Raw genomic sequence first — 21,634 nt, 5'->3', positions numbered from 1 at the left:
GTGAAATTACTCTGGCTGCGCCGAGATTTACGATCCGTTGATAATACGGCATTACATGCCGCCATTGATGGCGAAGAACCTGTTGTTGCCGTATTCATTGCAACGCCAGCACAGTGGCAAAAACACCATCTTGCTCCGATGCAGGCGGATCTTATCTATCGGCGTTTATTTGAGCTGCAACGTGAACTGCAAGCACTCAATATTGCTCTGCTGTATGAGGAAGTTGATGATTACGCTGATGCTGCGCAGCAGATCGCCACCATGGCTAAGCAGCTCAATGCCAGCGCAGTGTTAGTTAATCGCGAGTATGAAATCAATGAGTTGCAGCGTGATGAGATGGCGAACCAGTTTTGCCTAGAGAGCCAGATCGAGTGGCGAGCATACGACGATAAGTGCATTATTGCGCCCGGTTCGGTCAAAAACAAGCAAGGTGATTATTTCAAAGTCTTTACGCCTTTTAAACGAGCGTGGTTATCACAAGCGGCTCTACCTCAAATTTTACCAACGCCTATTTCTGCACATTATAAACGCATAAAGGATCTTGAGCCGTTGCTGTGGAGCGAACACCGCTCGTTCAGCTATCCACGCATCAGCAGTGATCATTGGGTGGTCGAGTTCGATGCAATTCGCGCTAAATTACGCCAGTTTTGCCGTGATAAGGTACAGAATTACCACCAGCAGCGTGATTTTCCCGCGTTGGATTCGACCAGCGCACTGTCACCTTATCTCGCAATAGGGGCGCTTTCTGCGCGTCAATGTATGGCGCGTCTATACGCTGAATCGCAACATATTGGGTTGTCTGAAGGGGCGCAAACTTGGCTGAGCGAAATTATTTGGCGTGAATTCTATCAGCATCTGATCGGGTTTCGTCCTGATCTCTGTAAGGGAAAAGATTTTGCACCTTGGGGGAAACATGTATCTTGGTGGGAGAACTCAACGGCCTTTGAACGTTGGCAGCAGGGTCAAACCGGGTTCCCTATTGTCGATGCGGCGATGCGCCAACTGAACAAAACGGGGTGGATGCATAACCGATTAAGGATGGTTGTGGCCAGTTTTCTAACCAAAGATCTGCATATCGATTGGCGACTTGGTGAACAATATTTTATGCAAACATTAGTGGATGGCGATTATGCATCGAACAATGGCGGTTGGCAGTGGTGCGCCTCAACAGGGTGTGATGGGCAACCTTATTTTCGAATTTTTAATCCTACCAGCCAAGGGGAACGTTTTGATCCGAAAGGGGATTTTATTCGTCAGTGGGTACCTGAATTGGCTTCGTTGCCAGATAAGTGCATCCACACGCCTTGGAAATTCCCTGCCGTCAATTCCTTGTCATATCCCGCGCCAATGGTTGATCATAAAGTAGAAAGAGAGATAACCTTACAGCTCTATAAAGACGCCAAGGATACCTGATCACCATGCTACGCAAGCTACTCTCTTTGTGTTGTTGCTGGGGTGCGCTCAGTGTGAACGCGTTTGCCGCGACTTATGATTTTCCTGCCGAAGGCAGTAGCATGGTTGGCCGAACTCAATATCACGTGATTGAGCAGGGCGAAACCTTAGCGCAAATTGCAAAACAGTACGATGTTGGGTTTTTATCTTTGATGGCGGCTAACAAAGGAATTGACCCATTTTTGCCGCAGCAAGAGTTTGTGCTAACCATTCCGTCACAAATTATTTTACCGCGCGTGGCTTACGAAGGCATCGTCATCAACTTAGCGGAACTGCGGCTCTATTACTTTGAGCCTGAAAAACGCAAAGTGCATATTTTCCCCGTCGGTATTGGCCGTATTGGTCGTGATACGCCCGAAATGGAAACCACTATCAGCCAAAAACGGCCGAACCCAACTTGGACACCTCCTCAATCGATCCGCACTGAATATAAAGCGAAAGGTATTGAACTGCCTGCGGTGGTGCCTGCTGGGCCAGATAACCCGCTTGGTGAATACGCGCTTCGTCTCGCTTATGGTGCGGGTGATTATTTGATCCACGGTACCAACAAAGATTTTGGTATTGGTATGAGAGTCAGCTCAGGTTGTATTCGTATGGATCCCAAGGATATTGAATGGCTGTTTAAGCAGGTTCAGCGTGGCGAGAAAGTGAAAGTGATTGATGAGCCGATAAAATTAGCCTTAGAGCCAGATCGAAGCGTATTTCTTGAAGCTCATGAACCTTTAACGCGCAGTAACGGTAGTAAAAAAGAGTTGCAGGTACCGCAAGAACTTCGCTGGTGGTTGGATGAATTTAACAAATCAGATGCGAAAGCGAGAGCGGTGATCTTGGCGCAAAATGGTGTGCCTGTCGAAGTTGTGGCTGCAGATTTTCCAACCTCATTGGAGTAATTAAAGAAGTTGATGAGTTCATTAATGGTGAATAGTGTAATAGCAGCAATAAAAAAGGCTTGAATTAACAAGCCTTTAAGACATTTCAGCTATTGAATATAACGAAATTATTTCGTGTATGACTGAGCAATATTATCGATGCGCTCGTTTGCACGAGCCGCTTCTTCTTGCGCAGCGGCAGCGGCATCAGCCGCTTGGCTTACTTTAGACGAAAGTGTCGATTGCTCGCTCTTAAGTGCAGAAATTTGATCACTGAGTTGGCTAACTTGGTTGCTTAGCTGATCCATTTTCGTCATTGCTGCGTCATCAGGGCCTGATGCGCAACCAGCAAGTAGAAGTACAGAAGAGGCTGCAGCTGCAATTAACATCTTATTCATTATTGAACTCCTTGTTTGTAAGATTATTATCAATGACGCCCTATTATACTTTTCCTACTTGAAGCTACAGCGGTGCTGTTTACCTGCAACGTCAAGTTGTTTGGGTATACACTTGTTTGGAAATCATCATATAGTGACGAACTCAATTGTAGACACTATTCTAGCGTTCACCCAGTAGCCGAACGTCAAAATAATCCAAGAATTTCAATTTATGCTCATTTACTCCGCTATGTCTCATCGTTAAGAGACGTATTTTCTATCTTCTTATGCCTTGAAAAAGTGTGCTTGCTGATTATTTTTATGTGATCTCTATCTATCTAAGCGCCTTTCGGGCTATCATATTGCGTTTTCATTTTGACCTCTTGCCCTATTTATTGTGGCAACTTTACAAATTTTTGGAGAATCCTTTGCAGTTTAAAGATTTAGGCTTAGACAATCGCTTATTGAAGACCCTCAAACACTATGACTTCAAACAAGCGACAGAGATCCAACAACAAGCGGTTCCCGTGGCGATTGCAGGTAAAGATTTGTTGGCATCCTCTAAGACTGGTTCGGGTAAAACATTAGCGTTTGTTTTGCCAATGCTGCATAAGTCTCTAAAAACTAAAGCGTTATCAGCAAAAGACCCTAGAGCTCTGATTCTTGCTCCGACACGTGAGTTGGCCAAACAAGTGTACGGTGAGCTGCGTACTATGCTCAGTGGGTTGAGCTACGAAGCAACGCTGATTGTGGGCGGTGAAAACTTTAACGACCAAGTAAAAGCACTGCGCCGTTTCCCCCGTTTTATTGTGGCGACTCCCGGTCGTTTAGCGGATCACTTAGAGCACCGTTCGTTGCGTCTTGATGGTTTAGATACGCTGATCCTTGATGAAGCTGACCGCATGCTGGACCTAGGTTTTGCTCCGGAACTACGCCGTATTCATCATGCAGCGAACCACCGTCGTCGCCAAACACTGATGTTTTCCGCAACGCTTGATCACGGCCAAGTGAATGACTTTGGTACCGAGTTGCTTAAAGATCCAAAACGCATTTCGATTGGTGTTGTCAACGAAGAGCATAAAGACATCACCCAAAAATTCTACCTCTGCGATCATCTCGATCACAAAGAAGCCTTACTCGAACGCGTGCTGCAAGAAGCCGAATATCGACAAGTGATCATTTTTACCGCGACCCGTTCTGATACTGAGCGTTTAACGCTTAAACTCAACGAGCAGAAACTGAAAGCCGTTGCGTTGAGTGGTAATTTAAATCAAAACCAGCGCAACACCATCATGAGCCAGTTTGAGCGCGCTGTATTTAAAATTTTGGTCACGACGGATGTGGCTTCACGCGGCCTTGATATCGCGAACGTGACGCACGTGATTAACTTTGATATGCCCAAACATACGGAAGAGTATGTGCACCGTGTTGGTCGTACAGGCCGTGCGGGTAATAAAGGTGATGCAATCTCGCTGGTTGGCCCAAAAGATTGGGACAGCTTCAAGCGCGTGGAAGCCTTTTTGCAGCAAGATATCGAGTTCTCTCAATTTGATGATCTGAAAGGTAAATTTACCGGACTAAAACCACGCGTTCCGGCCTTTAAGAAAAACGCAGCCGCTAAGACTAAAAGTACTAAGCCCAAGGCGCACACCGCCAATAAGAAGCCCGTTAAACGCGATAAAACCTTTTATCAGAATGTGGCAGTGGGTGATGCGGTATTTGTGCCGAAAAAGAGAGTTGCACCTAAAGTTGACGATGAGTAGCCGCGAGCGTCTTGTCAGCGTGACCTTTCGGTCAATCGAATCTGCTGACGGACTCAATGCCAGTATTTGCTGAGACAACCTCACCCTAATTATAAAAACACCGCCAAATTGGCGGTGTTTTTATATACACGCAAACGTTCACCCTTATAAATTTCATAATTTCTCTATTTTATATAAAAATGATAATTGATCTCATTATCGTTTGATGGCAAGCTGCGCCTCATTATAATAATTGGCTATGTTTTCACTGATCATAATGAAATTACTCAATATCATTGCTTTTGTTGTTGGTTTGTCTTGTTTTCATTCATCTTATGGTGAGTCACTGCAGTGGCTGGAAGATGGCTCGCGTAGCCAGCCTAAGGTTCGAGCACACCTTGAAGATCACAATAAAAAAACACAACAGTGGCTCAATCAAGCCACACCACTTTCTAATGCACTAGTCAAAACATGGTCAGAGAATCAGAGCGTAAAAGCACCGACACCTTGGCTCATCCAGTACCAAAATTACTATCATGATCAAGTAATTAAGGGGGAACGTTTTGTTGTTAAAAAGACCGCAGAAGACAGCCCAATTGAGCGCTTGGTCAATATCAGTGTAAGACAGCAGCAATCAGATTATTACCAGTTAGCCAATTGGGCGGTGGCAAAAGGGGACCGCTTTATTGCATTAAGCGAAGATTTGACTGGCGAAGAGCACTACACGCTGACGCTGGTGGATCGTGTATCGAAGCAGGAAATCGTGCTTAGCCAATCTGCAACGACTCAAGCTATTTGGTCTGAAAATGGCCAATACCTCTATTTTTTGGCGGCAGAAGAAAGCCGTTCTTCTCGCTTATTACAGCGCTATGATGTGCTGAGCAAGCAGACAAAAAACCTATGGGAGTGGGCTGATCCGCAGTGGATCGTGTCTCTCTATGTGGCAGCGGATCCGCATTTTGCCCTCGTGCAAGTCAACAACGAAAACAGCAGTGAACAACGTATTTTAGAGACCAACAGCTCTCACTTAAGCCTTCCGCTTCGTGCCGCACAGCCGGGTATTGAATACTACGCAGACGTTGCTAATGGTTGGCTCTACATCAATAGTAACCTCAACGGCAAGTTTGCACTCTACCGTCGATTACTGAGCATGAATGAAAACCCTTGGCAGCTTTTTTATGCGCCAGATGATCATTCCACGCTGGATAATTTTTATTTATATCAAGCTGGCGTTGTGGTTAAAACCAACCAAGCACAGCATTCTCAACTGGCCATTATGGATCAGCATGGAAAGTTGAGAGCATCACAGCCTTTGGCAACAGAAAGTGAGGTCGCTTGGGTCTCTCGTAACGGTGATTGGCAAAGCAATAAACTGCGGGTGCGTTCAATGTCGATGGTTTCTGCAGGAGTTTGGCGTGAGTTTGATGTGGCAAGCTTACAATGGAAGCGACTGGGTCAAGACCACTATCCTGCTTATTTACCGGAACAGTATGAGTCACAACAGATTGTGGTGGATGTTGATGGCGTGGCTATTCCTGTCACTTTGGCGTACCGAAAAGACACCTTGAGCGCACAGTCCAGCGTCTTTCTTTATGGCTACGGCGCGTATGGCGTCACTATGCGTCCGTACTTTATGCCACAAGTGATCAGTTTATTGGATCAAGGCGTAATTTATGCGATTGCTCATGTGCGCGGTGGTGGTTATCACGGTGAATCATGGCACCGCGCTGGGTCTGGCATTCTGAAAAAAATAGGCATCTCAGATTTCCTGAACGTCGCCTCTTCATTGCAGCATTTTAATAACGGCCAACGCGCTATTTATGCGATTGGCGGCAGCGCTGGTGGAACCTTAGTTGCGGCCGCGGTTAATCAAAACCCAGCACTTTTTGCTGGAGTGGTGCTGCAAGTGCCTTTTGTGGATGTGCTTAGAAGCATGTCCACAGAAGACTCCTCTTCACTCTCGGTGCAGCAGCGAGAAGAGTGGGGAGATCCTAGCCAGCCATTGCAACGCTCAGCAATTGAAGCTTATGACCCACTACTCAATATTCAAGCCAAACCTTATCCGCCAACCCTCGTCCGTGTCGGGTGGTTTGATAACCGTGTCCCTTATTGGGAAGGCGCGAAATACATAGAAAAAATGTCGCTGATGAGCACGGGTAGCGGGCCTTACTTGTTATGGACGGACTTCAATAGCGGGCACAGTAGCGATTCACGTAAGGCACTACAGCAACAGGCCGTGGAATACGCCTTTCTTCTTACCATAGATAAAAACAAAAAAGCGGAGCAGTAAATGAAGCTTTCTCCAATCACCGCAGCGGTGCTTAGCGTGCTTGCGGTAGGGTCAGTGCATGCCGAATTCAGCCTAACCAAGCTTGAAGAAGTGGTGGTGAGTGCCAATAAAGTAGAACAGCCGCTGTCAAAAGTCGCCGGCTCAATATCAGCGATTGACGGTGAAACCATTGAAAAACAAGGCGCGACAGAACTGTATGATGTATTGAGTCATGAACCCGGAATCAGTGTTACGGGTGGCGCTGGTCGGCCACAAAACATCACGATTCGAGGGATGACGGGCAACCGCATTGCGATCATTCAAGATGGCGTCGCCGCATCGGACGGCTATGGTGCCAATGACATTAACGATAAGGTAGGCCGCAATACTTTCGCCTTAGACAACATAAAAAGCATTGAGGTTGTGAAAGGGGCAGGGTCTACCATTCATGGTTCGGGCGCGATCGGCGGCGTTGTGGTTGTCACCACAAAATCGCCGGCGGATTATTTGCAAGGACGTGATTTCTATATTGATGCCTCTGGCTCCTACACAGGGATCAGCAATCAATATAAGAGCAGTAGCACGCTAGCGGTGCGCAATGGAAATGGTGAAAGCTTGGTGACCATTTCATATTGGCAAGGTGAAGAGACACGCAACTTTAACCAAGATCTCTATAACCGAGATATTGAAGGATTCAGTGCATCGTTAGCTCACGATCACATGGTCAATGATTCGCTGTTACTCAGTGCAAAATTTAACGCCTATAAAGATGAAAACATCCGCAAAGAAGGCATTGCTTCCATTCAACGCGATGACAAATGGGAAAGCAAAGAATTTTTTGAACAGGAACAGCACCAAACCTTATCGGCATCATTGGGGGTGCAATTAGATACCCTTTCTTTCTGGGCAGACCATGTGGACGCCAAGCTTTACTGGCGTGATAGTCAAAGTGATACTCAAACCAATCGCTTATTGACCAAAGAACATGCCTTTTTCGACACCCTTGAATTTCGTCGTGAGAGACGCGATGAAAGTTTTTCTGATCAGTTGATAGGGCTATCGGTTGATTTAGAAAAAGCAGCACGAGTCCACAACATCGAACACCAATTTATTTACGGTGCAGTGCTTAATACCAATCGTTATGAACGCCCTCGTCACGTGGATACCAAGGATTCCAATGGGGAAACCTACGAAAATATTATTCCGTTTGCACCGGCGAAGGCCTATGGTTTGGGCGTCTATTTGCAAGATAGATTCAGCCTTAACCAGTGGACATTTAGCGCTGGCTTACGTTTTGATTTGAATAACCTTACTCCTCAGTCAGAGCAACCTATTGCTGGTTTTGCTGTTAGTGAAATTCAAACCAGTGAATGGTCACCGAGCGCATCCGTAGCTTACCAGTGGACGCCATCATTCAACAGTTACCTCAGTTACAACCACGGCTACCGCGCTCCGACCTATGACAAAGCCTACGGTGCGGCAGACCACAGCTTTGTTCCACTGACGCCGTTTTTTATCGCGCCGAACATGAATTTACAGGCTGAAACCAGTGATAGTTTTGAGTTGGGTTCAAAATACGATAATGGCCAATCTCAAGCTTATGTCGCGGTTTTTTACTCTCTCTTTGACAATTTCATGGACACTAAAGACGTGGGATTTGATAGCGATAGAGGCGCTTGGATCAAGCAGTACCAAAATATTAATGGCGTCGAAACGTATGGTGTGGAGTTCACCTTCGCCCATCAACTGAATCAACATTGGTCAACCACGTTCAAAGCGGGTTATGTGGATGGCAAAGATGATCAAGATGAATACGTTCGTACCATCACGCCGTGGGAAGGAAATGGACAACTAAATTACCAGCAGCAAGATTGGGATGCCTACGCACGTTGGAACTGGGCGAGTTCGATGGATCGAGCACCAGCATGCTCTGATGATATAGGCCGTAAAGCGCAATGCGCGCAAACGTCGGCATGGTCTACGGTCGATCTTGGCGTGAGTTATCAAGTGATGCGTGACCTTGATGTGAGTCTCAACATCATGAACCTATTCGACCGTGAATACGTTCGTTATCAAGACGTCGCAGGTGTAAGTCAAAGTCAAACTCTCTATTCCACTGAGCCCGGGCGTTACTTTACCGCTACGGCTAAATACGTGTTTTAGGAGCTAGAGATGAAAAAAATTATCGTTCTGAGCACCTTGCTATGCTTGAGCCATTCCGCCTTTGCGGGGGAGTGGGACTATCCACTGGCGAAAACGATCATTGCAACGAAAGAGTCGGCTGAGCTGTATTTGAGCTCGCTTTATCCTGATGTTGGGACACTGAAGTTTCGTTATCAAACCGAGAGTTTACTGGGAAATCATTACAACTTTGATGTATGGCAGAACGGCCAATACCAACCGCAAAAAGCGTTAGTGCTCTCGACCGATCAGTCTGGCGTAGTGACGCGCGTGTTCAAAAGTTTGCACAATACAGTCGAGCGAGATGGCGTTGCATTGGTAGCGGCAGAGCTCGAATCGCCCCGCCGATTGGTGGCGAATGAACCGCCTGCGCTCTCATCGGGAGATGTGCAGAGCATCAATGTGCAACTTTTTGATCCCGATTTAAGAACCATGGATCAACTGCCTGCGCCAGATTCGGCGTGGAATGACCTTGCTGATTACCCAAACCAGCCGCACTACCAAAGTGCGAATGTCGAGATGTTGCAAAGTGCAGGTAAATATTACTTAGCCAATGAACGAGTACGACAAGTTGATGCCACCGCCATACAGCAACAAGATGATGCCAAGCAGTGGGTTGATAGCGGTGTTGGCTTACTTAGCGCTGAAGACGTGGCGCAATGGAACTCAGATGCTGAAATTCTCTCCATGGAGATGCTTGATGATCGCTTTGTACAGCTGATGGCTTTTTACCATCTTGATCAATCGATTGATTATACCAAACAGCTCGGTTTTTCCCTGTTTAGTGAACCCGTGAGGTTTGATGCGAGAGGTTTATCTAGCAACAACTCTTCTTATTATGTTGGCCCGAAAGCGGTGTTGTTTGGTGTTGGGGGCTCGCCCGATGCATTAGATGCCGACGTGGTTACCCATGAACTTGGGCATGGAATTCATTATCAAATCGTTCCCGATTGGGCTTATGGACATTCGGGCGCGATTGGTGAAGGCTTTGGTGACTATTGGGCGGGTTCGCACAGTTTTCGCCGCCAATATGCACAAGGAAAAGCGTTCGAAATTGACACCGTGTTTAATTGGGATGGCTATTTTGGTACTCGTATTTCGACACGCAGTTTGTGGAATCAGCGGGCAAAATATTTTGCATCCGCAGAGTATCGAGCGCATGAAAGTGTAGCAGGTGAGTTGGGTGATGAATTGTGGTCTACCCCTTTATTTCAAGCGCTGAAACAGGCCGTGAATGAGTACGGTCAAGAAGCGTTTGCTGAATTTGACCGTATTGTTCTTGAATCAATGTACGGCTTAGGTCGTGGTCTAAAAATGCATGATTTGAGTGAAAGCATGCTGTATACCGCCAAACAGCTGTACCCGCATCGCGCTTATGATGCGATGCTATTACAGCAATTTAAGCAACATAACTTAGTCCAAGAACCCTTCAAATTCCTGTTGGAACGTCGATTTGTGGTGCCAACGGATCCGCTGAACGTGCACATTCAGGCCACGGATCGCCAAGCAAGTTTACAAACGGTAGCCACTTTGCAAGGTGAAACCGTTACTTTCGCTAGCGAAAAATTCCAGCAGCAGCAATGGAGCATCGCGCTGCCAACCACGTACACCTGCGGCGTCAAACAGACTCTACTATTTGAATCGAGTTATCAATATCAACCGTACCTTGCGATGCAATCTGACAAGCAAACTTTATCGTTTATCGTGGGTAAGCCACAGCTTGCAACGCCGCCAGTAGCGATACGTTCAGTATTGAAAGACGCCAGTATTGACAGTACAGACACGGTTACGTCCGGATTTAAGAGCTATGGATTGACGCTCGATGTTGGCAATGTATTGATTGATGAAGATTTTGTGGTTCGCCTGCAGTTATCCCACCCAGAACTACAAGAGCTGCGCGTTACCTTAATTTCACCCGCAGGGACACGCGTCGAATTACTCAACCAAGCACCATCGGCCATCAATGGTTTTGATGACTATTGGGTGTTGGCACATGATGCCATATTGGGCTCTTTACAAGGCGAAGCCCTAAGCGGCTACTGGCGTTTGGAAGTGGTTGACTACAACCCGGGAAATTCCGGCACCTTGATTGAATGGGGGGTAGGCCGCCTAGCGGGCTATCAATGCCCTCAACCTGTGACCAACGCACTTTCACCTGAAACAGGTGGCGGTTCGACTTCACTGCTCTTATTACTTCCTCTCGCGGCATTCGCTATAAGACGACGTAATTTGTTGGATATTTTTTCACTTAAACTGAAGAACACATAACTATGCACTTAAGACTTTCAACACTTTCGCTGGCACTTTTACTGGCTGGTTGTGGTGGCGGTGGAAGTGGAGATGTAGCCAATACATCTTTACCCAGCCATAAAATTAGCGGGCAAATTCAAGCGCAAAACGTCGCACTTGATGCCACTGTCTGCATTGATTCTAACCAAAACTTTGCCTGTGATGTGGGCGAAATCAGCACGCAAGCCGATAGCCAAGGGCGCTACACCCTCACGAGTGACAGCACTCAAATCTACCGTTTTCCTATTGTGGCTGACGTTTCTACTGGCATTAGTGTCATGACGAGAAGTCGCCAAACCAGCCAATCATCGATCCTGATTGCGCCGGCGCTGGGCAAAAGCAGTGGCAACATCCTCAACGGTGTGAGTTCTATTTTTGCCGGCATTATGCTGGATGGAAATACGGAGAAAGAAGCGAATCGCTTGCTGGCCGAGCAGCTTTTGCAATTAGGCGTTGAAGTGAATGGCGATATTTCACAAAACTTTAGCCACACAGCATTGGCAATATTGGATGCCAATGCTGTCGTGTTGCTCCAAAAAGCGAAAGCAAGTGAACGAATTGATTTGCTGGCAACGCTTGGGCAAACCATGGCAAAAAATACACCACTGATTGCCTCTGAGATCGTTTCTGGCGAAAAGATGACCGAATATGCTAATACATTGATGGCGCAAGTATCGGAAGAGCGACCTCTGCAAGACACGGGCATTATTCAGTTCTATTCCGATCAAGGCGCACAAGCGCAGGCTGATGCTGATTATCCCGGTCAAGATGCTGAATATGGCCTAGATATTACCGCCAAAAATGGCGTGACGGGTAAGAGCTTTGCGTTCATCAAATTAGATGCGGCTGGCAATGAACTTGAGGCTGAAGCGAGCGATTGGTCATGCGTTAAAGATGTTTACAGTGGACTTATTTGGGAAGTGAAGTCAGAAGATGCGGCGTCTTTGAACTATAAAGAACGGTTGTTTGCATTAGAAATTGCCGATAAGTTTATCCCTTTTGCAAAAGATGTGACGGCTGCTTCCTGTCAGGCGGCAGGTGATGCTATTTGCACTACGCAAGATTACATCAATCGTATCAATCAAGATAAATTGTGTGGGTTACAAACGTGGCGTTTACCGACCAACAGCGAGCAATACATGATGCTCGATTTAGGCGAATTGGGTGACGATGCAGTTGGTTTCAACCAGCACTATTTCCCGCATCAGCCGCAGAACACCGAATTTTTTGATGGGCATACGTGGACTTCTGGCATTGCTTATCTCAATACCTCTCAATTTCAAAGCGATGGTTCGATGCAATATCTTTACACGGCGCTGTCTGGTGCAACCAAAGGGGAACGTAGCCCAATTGAACTCTACTCCAGCAGCACGGCGGCGGACAATGACCCGTCTTATGTCTCGCCGATTCGAGTTGTTGCAACCAAGGAGAACAACCAATGAAATCTCATTTAATCGCGGCTTCTTGCTTGATCTTTTCTGCTGTCGGCGTCGCCCAAGAGTGTTCTCCTGATATGACGAAAAGCGCACCCAACACGCGCTATGTCTACAGCGAGCAGGGGACGATCAAAGATAAGCTCACTGGCTTAACGTGGATGCGTTGCCAAGTTGGTAAAACATGGAACGCCGCTACGGAGCAGTGTGATGGCGAAGCGACCGGGTTTCGTTGGCAAAGTGCTTTGCAAGAAGTGGCGGCAATCAACCATCCTCAAAGCCGACATGCATTGCACCAATTTGCCAGCCAAGCCGAATGGCGATTGCCGAATATTAAAGAGTTAGTGTCATTGACTGAAATGGCGTGTTTTGGCCCAGCGATGAATAGCAGAGCATTTGCCCAAGGCTTTAAGTATGAGACAGGCAATATCTTGTCGTATTTATGGAGCCAATCACCCCATCTAGCGAGTGGTCAGGTGTGGTCTTTTGATTCCGTCAATGGCGAAATTTACCACTACGCACCGAATTTTGAATTTGGTGTTTTGCTGGTGGCTGAAGAATAAGTGTTATGAAATGACGCTACTTACGCTGTCAGGGAAACGATCATTCATGTCATGTTGACATGACGATCGGTGTTTTGTTTTACTTCAGCAGCACCTAAGATTTGATCCATAGTTGTTGAGATAGGGCAGATGGAGAATTCAAACAGCTTCCAAATAAGGAAGCTGTTTGAATAAGTAAACAGCCTGTTTACTCGGTTAGTTCAAGAAAATAGCCAGTTGTGATAGCGCTCCAGCGCGAAGCACACCATCGGCCGTATCTTGTGGTGCGAGAAAGGTTGTGTGTGTACCACTGTCCATTTTTACGAAGACTTTAGACGTATTAGTGATTACATCAGAGGGTACTGCGTTGGCTAATCCCAATAGTATTGCTAGGGGTTCGGTGCCCGCACGTGTATTTGTGACATTGTTAGGCACACTCTCGTCTCCCGCCACTTGCAGTAAATAAGTAGGGATTGTCGCGGTTCCACCACTGATTAGGTAACTTGCGTTTGTGTATGGATCCATAGTATCGAGCAAGGTTTGAGTCGCGTAGGTAAATTGATCCAACTGACTTTGCAGTGCCGCTTTGTCTGAGGCAGAGGCTGTGTTTTCAAACGTGGTGTAGCAAACTTTCTCTGTTAACCCTGGACAGTATTGGTCGGCGAATGCTTTGTATTTGGGGCTCGCACTTAAGGCGAGATTATGCTTAATGAGTGGGCCATAGTTTGCTGAACCCATTAACAAGTTACCGATTTGACCACCTGAGTTTGCAATGGCCATTCCAGAGAATTTATACAGCGCATCACCACTAGTATCACCGATAGTGCGGTTCGCGTTCGCGACAGCGCTTAAGCCGACGATTCCTCCCAATGAGTGGCCAAGGAATTTTGGTGGCATCGCCGCGGTATTGGCTGCGTTTGCTAATTGAGAACCAACAAACAACCCTGCACTTTGTGAGTAAGTAATGGCCGCACGCAGCCCCATGATATCTAAGATACTCTGACGCGTGTTGTCACGAGCGACGGCCAAGTTGTTCAAATTGAGGTACGCTAGAATATCGGCATTAGCTGAGCGCTGTGCATCTAAACTGCGAGCACCATGCAGTGGTTGATCAATGGCAATCACGGCGATACCAGCATTGGCTAAATGTGCTGCTGTGAAGTACGCATCTTCTTTAACAGAAGTTATACCGTGTTGGTAAATCACGATCGGCCAGTTTGCTCCCGCGTTAGGAGTAAACAGTAAGAAATCAACGTCTTCTAACGATTTCACCTTAGGTACAGGGCTATAGCGTGTAATGATGCGCTGAGGATCGAGTGCGCTGCCATCAGACTTTGTGAGGGTCAATCCCACTAGCTTAAGCTGTTCACTTGGGCTGGTTGCTAGTTGAGTCACGTCGATATTGTTAGCAATGAGCTGATTGGCGATGGTGGCTTTTTCATTGTCATCTGCCAAAGCATTTTTAATCAAGGCTAAACTTGGCATTGCTGATTCAAACGGCTGTGAGTTCCAGTTGCTTCCTTTCTCTAAATAATAAGGGAGCTTAACCGTTCCAGTCGTGACATTAACGTTATAACTGCTGGTTGTGTATTCATTTTCAATAAACGCTTTAGCGGTTGTTTTTTCTGCGCCAATGTAAGTTTGAAAATTTGCATCGTTATTAAGTGCGGTTACAAAATCGGTTGTAGCACCAAAGCTCATGGTGTAAGCGGCGCTCAAATTAAGGTTGTTTGGGTTCGCACCTTGCTTCCAAATGTTGCCAATATCTGTCGTTGCAAGGCCTGCGGCGGTGGCGCCTTTCACACTGTAAAGTGTCTGACCAACAGATTGAGTACTAAACCAAGTTGAATAAATAATCTTGGTTTGATCCACCCCTGCCAAAGCGAAAATGCTTTCCACGCCTTGGGTCACTTTTTGTAGTGCCCCTAGTTTATCATCGGTATAGATTTTCACTTTGGACTTCAACGCGGCGTAGCTGCTGGATGTGCCTGCAATATTGCCATTCACATCGGTAATCTCATCTGTCACGGCTAAAATATATTCACTGGCAGGGTTGAGCGCTTTGTTTGGTACGATTGCAATTTTATCGCTGCTGGCACTGGCGATGGCAGTAAAGTTGGTGTTCAATGTCAGCACATTTTTAACCGTTGGGCTGCCAATCATACTGTCGGTCAGCTCAATTAAATAAATACCGTTAGAGATAAGACCGTCAGCCAATCCTACGCCTTCAAAGTCTAAAAACAGTGGCATTGATGTTGACCAACCATCCATGGTACCCATAGCGGCGACTGGATTGGTTAAGGCGTCATCACCCTTGGTTGGAATTTCTAACGTGCCGTCTTTGGCATTCATGAGTGCAAAAGAGGGCAGTGGTACGTTTGCGTTTGCGCCGCTGAGCGTGAATTTTATGCTGGTGTCGCGTTTTAACGCGTCTTGAATGTAGGCTTCGTAAGTGGGTGTTGTGCTTGCTCCCGAACTGTTCGTTTCATCACCACAACCGACTAACCATAACGCAGAGCAGAGCAGCGATATTTTGAATGTTGTTTTAAGCATGACTTATCCCTGAGTTTAGTTGAATGTGTAGTTAAGTTGAATAGCGCTAAGGTAAGCAGTCCCTTGTGATTCAAACGTCAATGTTTCATTGAGTTTGTTGGTTTCGGTAAACGTGCCGCTTTTACTTTTCACCAGTGCAAAACCCGCATCAATGGATAGCGAGTCGCTGATCACGTAGCTCACGCCTGCTGAATACCAATAACGGTCGCTATCTGGAATACTCAATGTGGCTTCGCCCGCTTGTTCATCAAAAGCAAAACCGGCGCGTAGTGTCCAAGTCGAGTTTAATTGATAAGTTGAACCCAATGACCAACGGCCACTGTCTTCATACTTTTCAGACTTATAAAAACACTCTCCGTTGGTACATTGTGATGATGTTGCCTTTAACTCTTTGAATGAACTCCAGTCGGTACGTTGGTACCCGTAATGCAACGCCACGCTATCAGTGAGTTGGTGAAATGCGGAAACTTCCCACATCGCAGGTAGCGTGATTTTTAAACGTCCTTCAACAACAGCGTTTGTTGCAACACCTGAGCTATAGCTTGAAAACTCACCATCATCAAAATCCAGATCAACAGCAGAGCGGTAAGCAAAACCGACACGGTGGTTTTGGTTGAACTCATATAAGCTACCTATGTTCCAGCCCAAAGCCACGGTTTCGCCAGTCATTCCGACTAGGTTGTCAGAGGCAGAGCCGCCAGTAAATACGGCTAAAGCACCTTTATGTCGTGTCAGTTTTGCTTCGGCATAGACGAGGTTAATACCCGCAGCGAGACTAAGCTGTTCGTTAACACGGTAGGCAATATTCGGGTTTAAATTGACAGAAAGAAGAGAAGTATCGCCTGCAAGATCGCCTGCATAAATATCATTAGGGTAGTCTGTAGCTACGCCGTAAGTAGTGAATATTCCCATCCCCCAAGCCCATTTTTCATTGATTGGACTGACGTAGTAAGCCGCGGGAACGACTTGCAGTGGCGCAACATCGTTCATTTTCTGTTGGTTTTTCACATCATATACATCAACCTCTGGGTCAACGATGGACAGTGCACCAGAAAACTGCGTCGTATCAAACCGTGTCATGGCTGCGGGGTTGTGAGCAATCACACTCGCGTTATCGGCCACCGCTCCTTCACCAGAGAAAGCACGTCCTAGCCCTGAGGCTGAATGCTCTGCCACTTGGAAGCCTGCAGAGTGAACATTAAACGCTGTCAATATTGATAGCGCGAGTAGCGTGCGGGGTTTGATGATCATTCTCGACCTCCTAAGGCCTTGTTATGGTAATGGCATTGCAATGCGAGATGTTAATTTTGTGTTGTTGATATGTCAAAGAAAATGATGTCTTTATTTCAATTAGCGGCGAATGATAGTGTGTAAGTATTTGTAAATCAAATGAAAAGTTGACAGTTTTGGTATGACCAGTAGAGTTGTGCTTATTTGGCAGGGTAATTGGTTTAGCTTGTGCTAAAGTTAATTTTTATGCTTCAACACGTTCATAATATTGATGTTTTGGTGGGTGAGTTTAAATTATTTGACCAAAAAAATGGTGAAGAAACAGAGGCAGTCACTATGGTGTGTGCAACTACCTCTGTGGTGGGTTTAACGGCCAACAAAAGCAATAACGACACGGTCATTATTTAACGTTCTAGAGAACAGATAGGCATTTTGCTGTTCAATCTCATGATGAATACCTGCGCCAATGGCAGGGTGCGATTGACGAAATTGGCCTAGCGTTTGCCAATGCTTCAGTAGCGCTTGTCGCTCTTCATCCAGTGACCACACCATGTCAGAACGCGTGCCTTGGTGAAAATCATCGGCGTAAGGGCCAACTTGACGTGCGACTTCATCACCGTAGTAAATTTGCACCGCACCCGGTGCGAGAAGCAATGCATTGGCGGCATTACGCTGCATTTCAAAGGAGTTAAAACGGCTAAAAAACAGCTCGGTATCGTGAGAAGAGAGGTAGCTCACGGGGGTAAAATCTGGGTATTTCGCTAGCGTTTGCGCGTAGTCGCGGTACACCATCGCCATTTGGCTTAAGCAGGCTGCGCCTTTATCGACTCTTTTTTGCATATCAAAGTTGATCAGTGCATCAAAGCCATCATCAAAATAGGGGCTGCGGTAAGCTGAATGGCCCCATACTTCGCCCATCATCCAAAAGGGTTGCCCTTGCTGCCCGTTTTGCTCGCGCCAAGCTTCTAAACTGCGTGATGCCTCGCTTTTTAAGCGTCGCCATACCTCGCCTTCCACATGTTTTACTGTGTCGACGCGGTAACCATCAATACCAAAGCGTTTAACCCAATCGGTTTGCCACTCAATTAAGTAATCGGCAACGCTATACTGTTCGCGCGCTACCACGCGAGTGCCGGGGTTATTAAGTAGCCACTGCGGCGGCGTCACCGCTTGTGTTGATTCAGTGCGAAAATCCGGTAAGCCGGCCAGCGTCATCGTGATATCGCTAGATCCGGGTTTCTGGTAGCCGGGCAACCCAGCGCGAACCCAATCCTTGCCCCACCACTGCGACCAGTTGGCGCTTTGATAATCAATGGATTGATTGTAGCTGTGCCAGTTTTCTTCAGCTTTCGGCATCCAATCAACCCATTTTTGCGGTAAATTTTGGGGATTAACCACCTCAATCTGATCAAATTGCAGGTCAGCCAAGGTGGCGTAGCCGGAATGGTTGAGCACCGCATCGAGCAAGATTTTTATGCCTCGTTTATGCGCTTCAGTGACCAGCGTTTTGAGATCCTCCTCATCACCAAAATTTTGATCGATCTTGGTAAAATCACGCGTCCAGTAACCGTGATAGGCATAAAAAGGGAACGAGCCACTGTCACCACCGCCGACAAAACCGTGCACCTGTTCCACAATCGGCGAAAGCCAAATCGCGTCGGTGCCTAAGCTTTTGATGTAATCGAGTTTGGCAATCACACCTTTTAGGTCGCCACCGTGGAAAGTGCCCACTTCTTCTTTGCCATCTTTTTTACGGCCATAGCTATTGTCGTTACTTGGGTCACCATTGTTGAATCTGTCCACCATCACAAAGTAAATCGTGGCATTGCGGTAGGTAAAGGGTTCGCTGGCGGCATCCGTTGCGGGGGCAAGCAGCACCAATCCACCACTGGTTGGTGACGGCATTAAGGTGACTTGGCTATTTTTCACGCTGAGGATTTGGCCGGTAAATGTCTCTTTTAGTCGTGTGCCATCGGGGAACGTATTGCCCAGTTGTAAGGTCACTTCGCCGCCTTGGTACTGCTCGCACGAAACACTCGGTATCGGCCGTTTAAATTTGCTAGTAGTGGATTTTTTGGCTTGGCGGACAAAGGTTAAGGTCTGCTGCTCGTCATCATAAGCGAAGGCGTAATCGCCAGTGAAACGTATCGTCAGCGGCAGTTCGGTTTCTTGCCCACAATTGAGAGCAATGGGCGCGTTGAATTTGATGCTCTGCTGAGCTGGCGCGCTGCACTGGCCCTCAATCCCTGACACTTTTATTGTGTAGCTTTCTTTGGTCAAGGGAATGACTAAAGGCGTTTTCGCATCCAGCGGAAAGTCGCGGCTAGTCGTTGTGGTCGAAATGGTCAGATTGGGCGCGGCAAACACAACAGGCGCGGCAGCGCAAAGTGCGAGTGTTAACGTGGAGAATTTCATGCTCTATCCTTGGCCTTCATGGGTTAGGGTGATTCGTTTTTGCGTTATCGTCAGTCGCTGTAGGGCGAGGTGCTTCATCGCTAACAATAAAAGCAGAGAGAGAAGTTGACATCATTCTTGTGCCTAAGCCTTAAGAATTGGGCGTTGATCACAAAGCATGGCTTGGGGGCGTAGAAGCGATGAATTTTCCAGCGATATAAATTGTCAACGTGTAGTGAATCTCACAACTTCGGCGCGTAATCTGAACTTATTCGGTAGATTCATTGAGCCGTCATCGAAACCTGCTTAGGATGACGGCAATTAAGTCAAAGGAGACAACCAATGGTTGCTAAAGTAACAATCGCGCCGCAAGGGCCAGATTTTTCAGAGCTAGTACAAGGTTATTGGCGTTTGGCAGATTGGGGCATGACGCCACAACAGCGTTTAACGTTTTTAAAACAGCACATTGAATTGGGCATTAGCACGGTTGACCATGCGGATATTTATGGTAACTACCAGTGCGAGAAACTGTTTGGTGAAGCCTTAGCGCTGGAGCCCGCGCTGCGCGAGCAGATCCAAATCGTCACTAAGTGCGACATCAATTTGTGTGGCGAAAAAACGCCGCAGCGTAAGATAAACCACTACGATACCAGTTCTGCGCATATCTATCAGTCGGTCAATAATTCACTGGAACGACTCGGTGTGAGCGAAATCGATCTGCTGTTGATCCACCGCCCAGATGCCTTGATGGATGCCGATGAAGTCGCCGAAGCGTTTTCTGAACTGCGCAAAGTGGGCAAAGTGAAGCACTTTGGTGTGTCGAACTTCAGCCCGCGCCAGTTTGAACTGCTGCAATCTCGCCTAGGTAAACCGTTAGTGACCAACCAAGTGGAGATGAACCCGCTCAACTTCGATGTGGTGCACGATGGCACTTTGGATCATTTGCAAACGCAGCGCATTCGCCCAATGGCTTGGTCTTGTTTAGCTGGCGGCGAGATTTTTAACGGTCAGACTGAACAAGCCCAACGTGTGCGCAGTGAGCTAGAAGCGATCGCCCAAGAGATCGGCGCAGACAGTATTGATCAGGTTATTTATGCTTGGGTATTGCGTCTGCCTTCTAAGCCGCTGCCGATTATTGGCTCTGGTAAAATTGACCGCGTCAAAGCGGCAATTGCTGCGCTTGATTTAGAACTGACCCGCGAGCAGTGGTATCGGGTTTGGGTCGCCGCCAAAGGGCATGGCGTGCCATAGAGCGGATGTTTTTGGAACAGGTGCTTTTTAGAACAGATGCTTTTGAAAACAGATGTTTTTGCCCCGCGATACGCTTTTCGTATTGCTATTATTTCAGTATTACGATTAGGTTTTAATATCACTCTCCCAACCAGCCCTCAGTGGCTGGTTTTTTTGTCTACTTCCCATTCACGTCATCCAGCCTGCCATTAACGCTGCATAATCCCCTTTTATCGCAAAGTGGCGCATCTGGCCTATTTGCTGCGTAATCTGTCGTCATCAAGCAAATTTCATCACCAACGAATGAAAGGGACCATCATGATGACGACATTTTCTTATTCACGCTCACTTCGCAACCTGCTACTCAGTGTCGGGTTGCTGCTAAGCATCACGGCTGTTCAAGCTAATCCAAGCGACGCTTTAATTATGCAGTACAACCAAGCGGCCGAAGGCGACAGTGACAAAGTGGATCTTGTGCTTCACCAACTAGAGCAGTTGATTAAACAGCAAGGGGCCAAACCGCTCAGCTTAGCTTATCTGGGCAGTGCACAAACCCTGCAAGGGCGTGATGCATTCATGCCTTGGAATAAGATGAGATACGTCGAAGAGGGCTTGGCCACCATAGACAAAGGCCTGACTTTACTCAGCAATCACCCGCAGCCGCTTGCTGAACAAGAGCGCGTCATGGGGCTGCCGGATAGCTATTTAACGCGCGCGGTTTCGGCCGCGACTTACACCTCACTGCCCGATATGTTCAACCATTTTGAGCGTGGTTATGATTTGTATCTCGACCTTCTTGTTGAACCCGAATTAACTGCACAACCTTTTGCCGCCACTGCTTGGGTTTATCGATACGCCATTCAAGCTGCCCTTCGTGCCAACGACATTCCTCAAGCAGAGCAATGGCTTGCCCAGATGCAAACTCATCAGAAGCAAGGTAAGCAAGTTGACAACCAGCCAGCGGAGCATCCGCAAATCATCCAAGCCAAGGCTTTAATTACAAATGCGTTGATTGAAAACGGATTGACTGAAAAAACGCATGAATTGAAAAGTGAATGAGGGAGGGCAACAAA

The 21,634-nt window shown here is 47.0% G+C and carries 14 protein-coding genes; 10 read left to right on the top strand and 4 right to left on the bottom strand.

All coding sequences use genetic code 11. The features are described from left to right. Window positions 1–1,413 carry a deoxyribodipyrimidine photo-lyase gene (gene phrB, locus AACR75_RS03390; RefSeq protein ID WP_047688747.1) on the top strand — a complete coding sequence of 471 codons (1,413 nt, stop codon included), beginning with the start codon at window positions 1–3 and terminating at the stop codon, window positions 1,411–1,413. A gap of 5 nt (window positions 1,414–1,418) precedes the next feature. Then, entirely contained in the window at window positions 1,419–2,342 is a 924-nt protein-coding gene (locus tag AACR75_RS03385) for a L,D-transpeptidase family protein (RefSeq protein WP_047688745.1), read from the top strand. A gap of 107 nt (window positions 2,343–2,449) precedes the next feature. On the opposite strand, the gene AACR75_RS03380 is transcribed toward AACR75_RS03385, so the two are convergent. After that, entirely contained in the window at window positions 2,450–2,719 is a 270-nt protein-coding gene (locus AACR75_RS03380; protein WP_026027153.1) for an Lpp/OprI family alanine-zipper lipoprotein, read from the bottom strand. Between the two features lie 395 nt (window positions 2,720–3,114). On the opposite strand from AACR75_RS03380, the gene AACR75_RS03375 reads away from it, so the two are divergent. The 6 genes from AACR75_RS03375 to AACR75_RS03350 all read left to right on the top strand — a co-directional run bounded on the left by AACR75_RS03375 (window position 3,115) and on the right by AACR75_RS03350 (window position 13,175). After that, window positions 3,115–4,461, top strand: coding sequence for a DEAD/DEAH box helicase (locus AACR75_RS03375; RefSeq protein ID WP_026027154.1), 1,347 nt, complete (start codon window positions 3,115–3,117; stop codon window positions 4,459–4,461). Window positions 4,462–4,717: 256 nt separating this feature from the next. Beyond that, window positions 4,718–6,730, top strand: coding sequence for a prolyl oligopeptidase family serine peptidase (locus AACR75_RS03370; protein ID WP_047688842.1), 2,013 nt, complete (start codon window positions 4,718–4,720; stop codon window positions 6,728–6,730). Then, complete coding sequence (locus AACR75_RS03365) at window positions 6,731–8,872, top strand: TonB-dependent hemoglobin/transferrin/lactoferrin family receptor (protein ID WP_047688743.1); 2,142 nt, start codon at window positions 6,731–6,733, stop codon at window positions 8,870–8,872. It abuts the gene before it with no gap. A gap of 9 nt (window positions 8,873–8,881) precedes the next feature. Then, window positions 8,882–11,158, top strand: coding sequence for a proprotein convertase P-domain-containing protein (locus AACR75_RS03360; protein WP_047688741.1), 2,277 nt, complete (start codon window positions 8,882–8,884; stop codon window positions 11,156–11,158). Window positions 11,159–11,160: 2 nt separating this feature from the next. Then, window positions 11,161–12,621 carry an Lcl domain-containing protein gene (locus AACR75_RS03355; RefSeq protein WP_047688739.1) on the top strand — a complete coding sequence of 487 codons (1,461 nt, stop codon included), beginning with the start codon at window positions 11,161–11,163 and terminating at the stop codon, window positions 12,619–12,621. After that, entirely contained in the window at window positions 12,618–13,175 is a 558-nt protein-coding gene (locus tag AACR75_RS03350) for an Lcl C-terminal domain-containing protein (protein WP_017042172.1), read from the top strand. Before AACR75_RS03355 ends, AACR75_RS03350 begins: the two co-directional genes overlap by 4 nt. 195 nt (window positions 13,176–13,370) lie before the next feature. Here AACR75_RS03350 and AACR75_RS03345 read toward each other — a convergent pair whose 3' ends face one another. From AACR75_RS03345 to AACR75_RS03335, 3 genes are all read right to left on the bottom strand, one after another. Then, entirely contained in the window at window positions 13,371–15,707 is a 2,337-nt protein-coding gene (locus AACR75_RS03345; RefSeq protein WP_047688737.1) for a VolA/Pla-1 family phospholipase, read from the bottom strand. A 15-nt stretch (window positions 15,708–15,722) separates the two neighbouring features. After that, window positions 15,723–16,958: an outer membrane protein transport protein gene (locus AACR75_RS03340; RefSeq protein WP_013868388.1), complete on the bottom strand. Its 1,236-nt coding sequence runs from the start codon at window positions 16,956–16,958 to the stop codon at window positions 15,723–15,725. Window positions 16,959–17,303: 345 nt separating this feature from the next. Next, on the bottom strand, window positions 17,304–19,352 hold the full coding sequence (locus AACR75_RS03335) for an alpha-amylase (RefSeq protein ID WP_047688735.1): 2,049 nt from the start codon (window positions 19,350–19,352) through the stop codon (window positions 17,304–17,306). Between the two features lie 321 nt (window positions 19,353–19,673). Between AACR75_RS03335 and AACR75_RS03330 the strand changes: the two genes are divergently transcribed. Together AACR75_RS03330 and AACR75_RS03325 are read left to right on the top strand one after the other, a co-directional pair. Continuing rightward, on the top strand, window positions 19,674–20,582 hold the full coding sequence (locus AACR75_RS03330; RefSeq protein WP_047688732.1) for an aldo/keto reductase: 909 nt from the start codon (window positions 19,674–19,676) through the stop codon (window positions 20,580–20,582). Window positions 20,583–20,801: 219 nt separating this feature from the next. Further along, entirely contained in the window at window positions 20,802–21,620 is an 819-nt protein-coding gene (locus AACR75_RS03325) for a hypothetical protein (protein ID WP_017048163.1), read from the top strand. The last annotated feature ends 14 nt before the right edge of the window (window positions 21,621–21,634 follow it).

Origin of the sequence: Vibrio sp. ZOR0018, from assembly GCF_963865925.1 — a bacterium.
Taxonomy (GTDB): Bacteria; Pseudomonadota; Gammaproteobacteria; order Enterobacterales; family Vibrionaceae; genus Vibrio; species Vibrio anguillarum.
The sequence above is the reverse complement of the archived record's forward strand: the minus strand, read 5'-3'. Positions and strand labels throughout refer to the sequence as shown.

What these genes read in the sequence shown, in the direction of transcription:
- AACR75_RS03360 (WP_047688741.1), top strand. Translation starts at nt 8,882, where the DNA reads ATGAAAAAAATTATCGTTCTGAGCACCTTGCTATGCTTGAGCCATTCC.
- AACR75_RS03355 (WP_047688739.1), top strand. Translation starts at nt 11,161, where the DNA reads ATGCACTTAAGACTTTCAACACTTTCGCTGGCACTTTTACTGGCTGGT.
- AACR75_RS03370 (WP_047688842.1), top strand. Translation starts at nt 4,718, where the DNA reads ATGAAATTACTCAATATCATTGCTTTTGTTGTTGGTTTGTCTTGTTTT.
- AACR75_RS03350 (WP_017042172.1), top strand. Translation starts at nt 12,618, where the DNA reads ATGAAATCTCATTTAATCGCGGCTTCTTGCTTGATCTTTTCTGCTGTC.
- AACR75_RS03345 (WP_047688737.1), bottom strand. Translation starts at nt 15,707, where the DNA reads ATGCTTAAAACAACATTCAAAATATCGCTGCTCTGCTCTGCGTTATGG.
- AACR75_RS03380 (WP_026027153.1), bottom strand. Translation starts at nt 2,719, where the DNA reads ATGAATAAGATGTTAATTGCAGCTGCAGCCTCTTCTGTACTTCTACTT.
- AACR75_RS03340 (WP_013868388.1), bottom strand. Translation starts at nt 16,958, where the DNA reads ATGATCATCAAACCCCGCACGCTACTCGCGCTATCAATATTGACAGCG.
- AACR75_RS03365 (WP_047688743.1), top strand. Translation starts at nt 6,731, where the DNA reads ATGAAGCTTTCTCCAATCACCGCAGCGGTGCTTAGCGTGCTTGCGGTA.
- AACR75_RS03385 (WP_047688745.1), top strand. Translation starts at nt 1,419, where the DNA reads ATGCTACGCAAGCTACTCTCTTTGTGTTGTTGCTGGGGTGCGCTCAGT.
- AACR75_RS03330 (WP_047688732.1), top strand. Translation starts at nt 19,674, where the DNA reads ATGGTTGCTAAAGTAACAATCGCGCCGCAAGGGCCAGATTTTTCAGAG.
- AACR75_RS03335 (WP_047688735.1), bottom strand. Translation starts at nt 19,352, where the DNA reads ATGAAATTCTCCACGTTAACACTCGCACTTTGCGCTGCCGCGCCTGTT.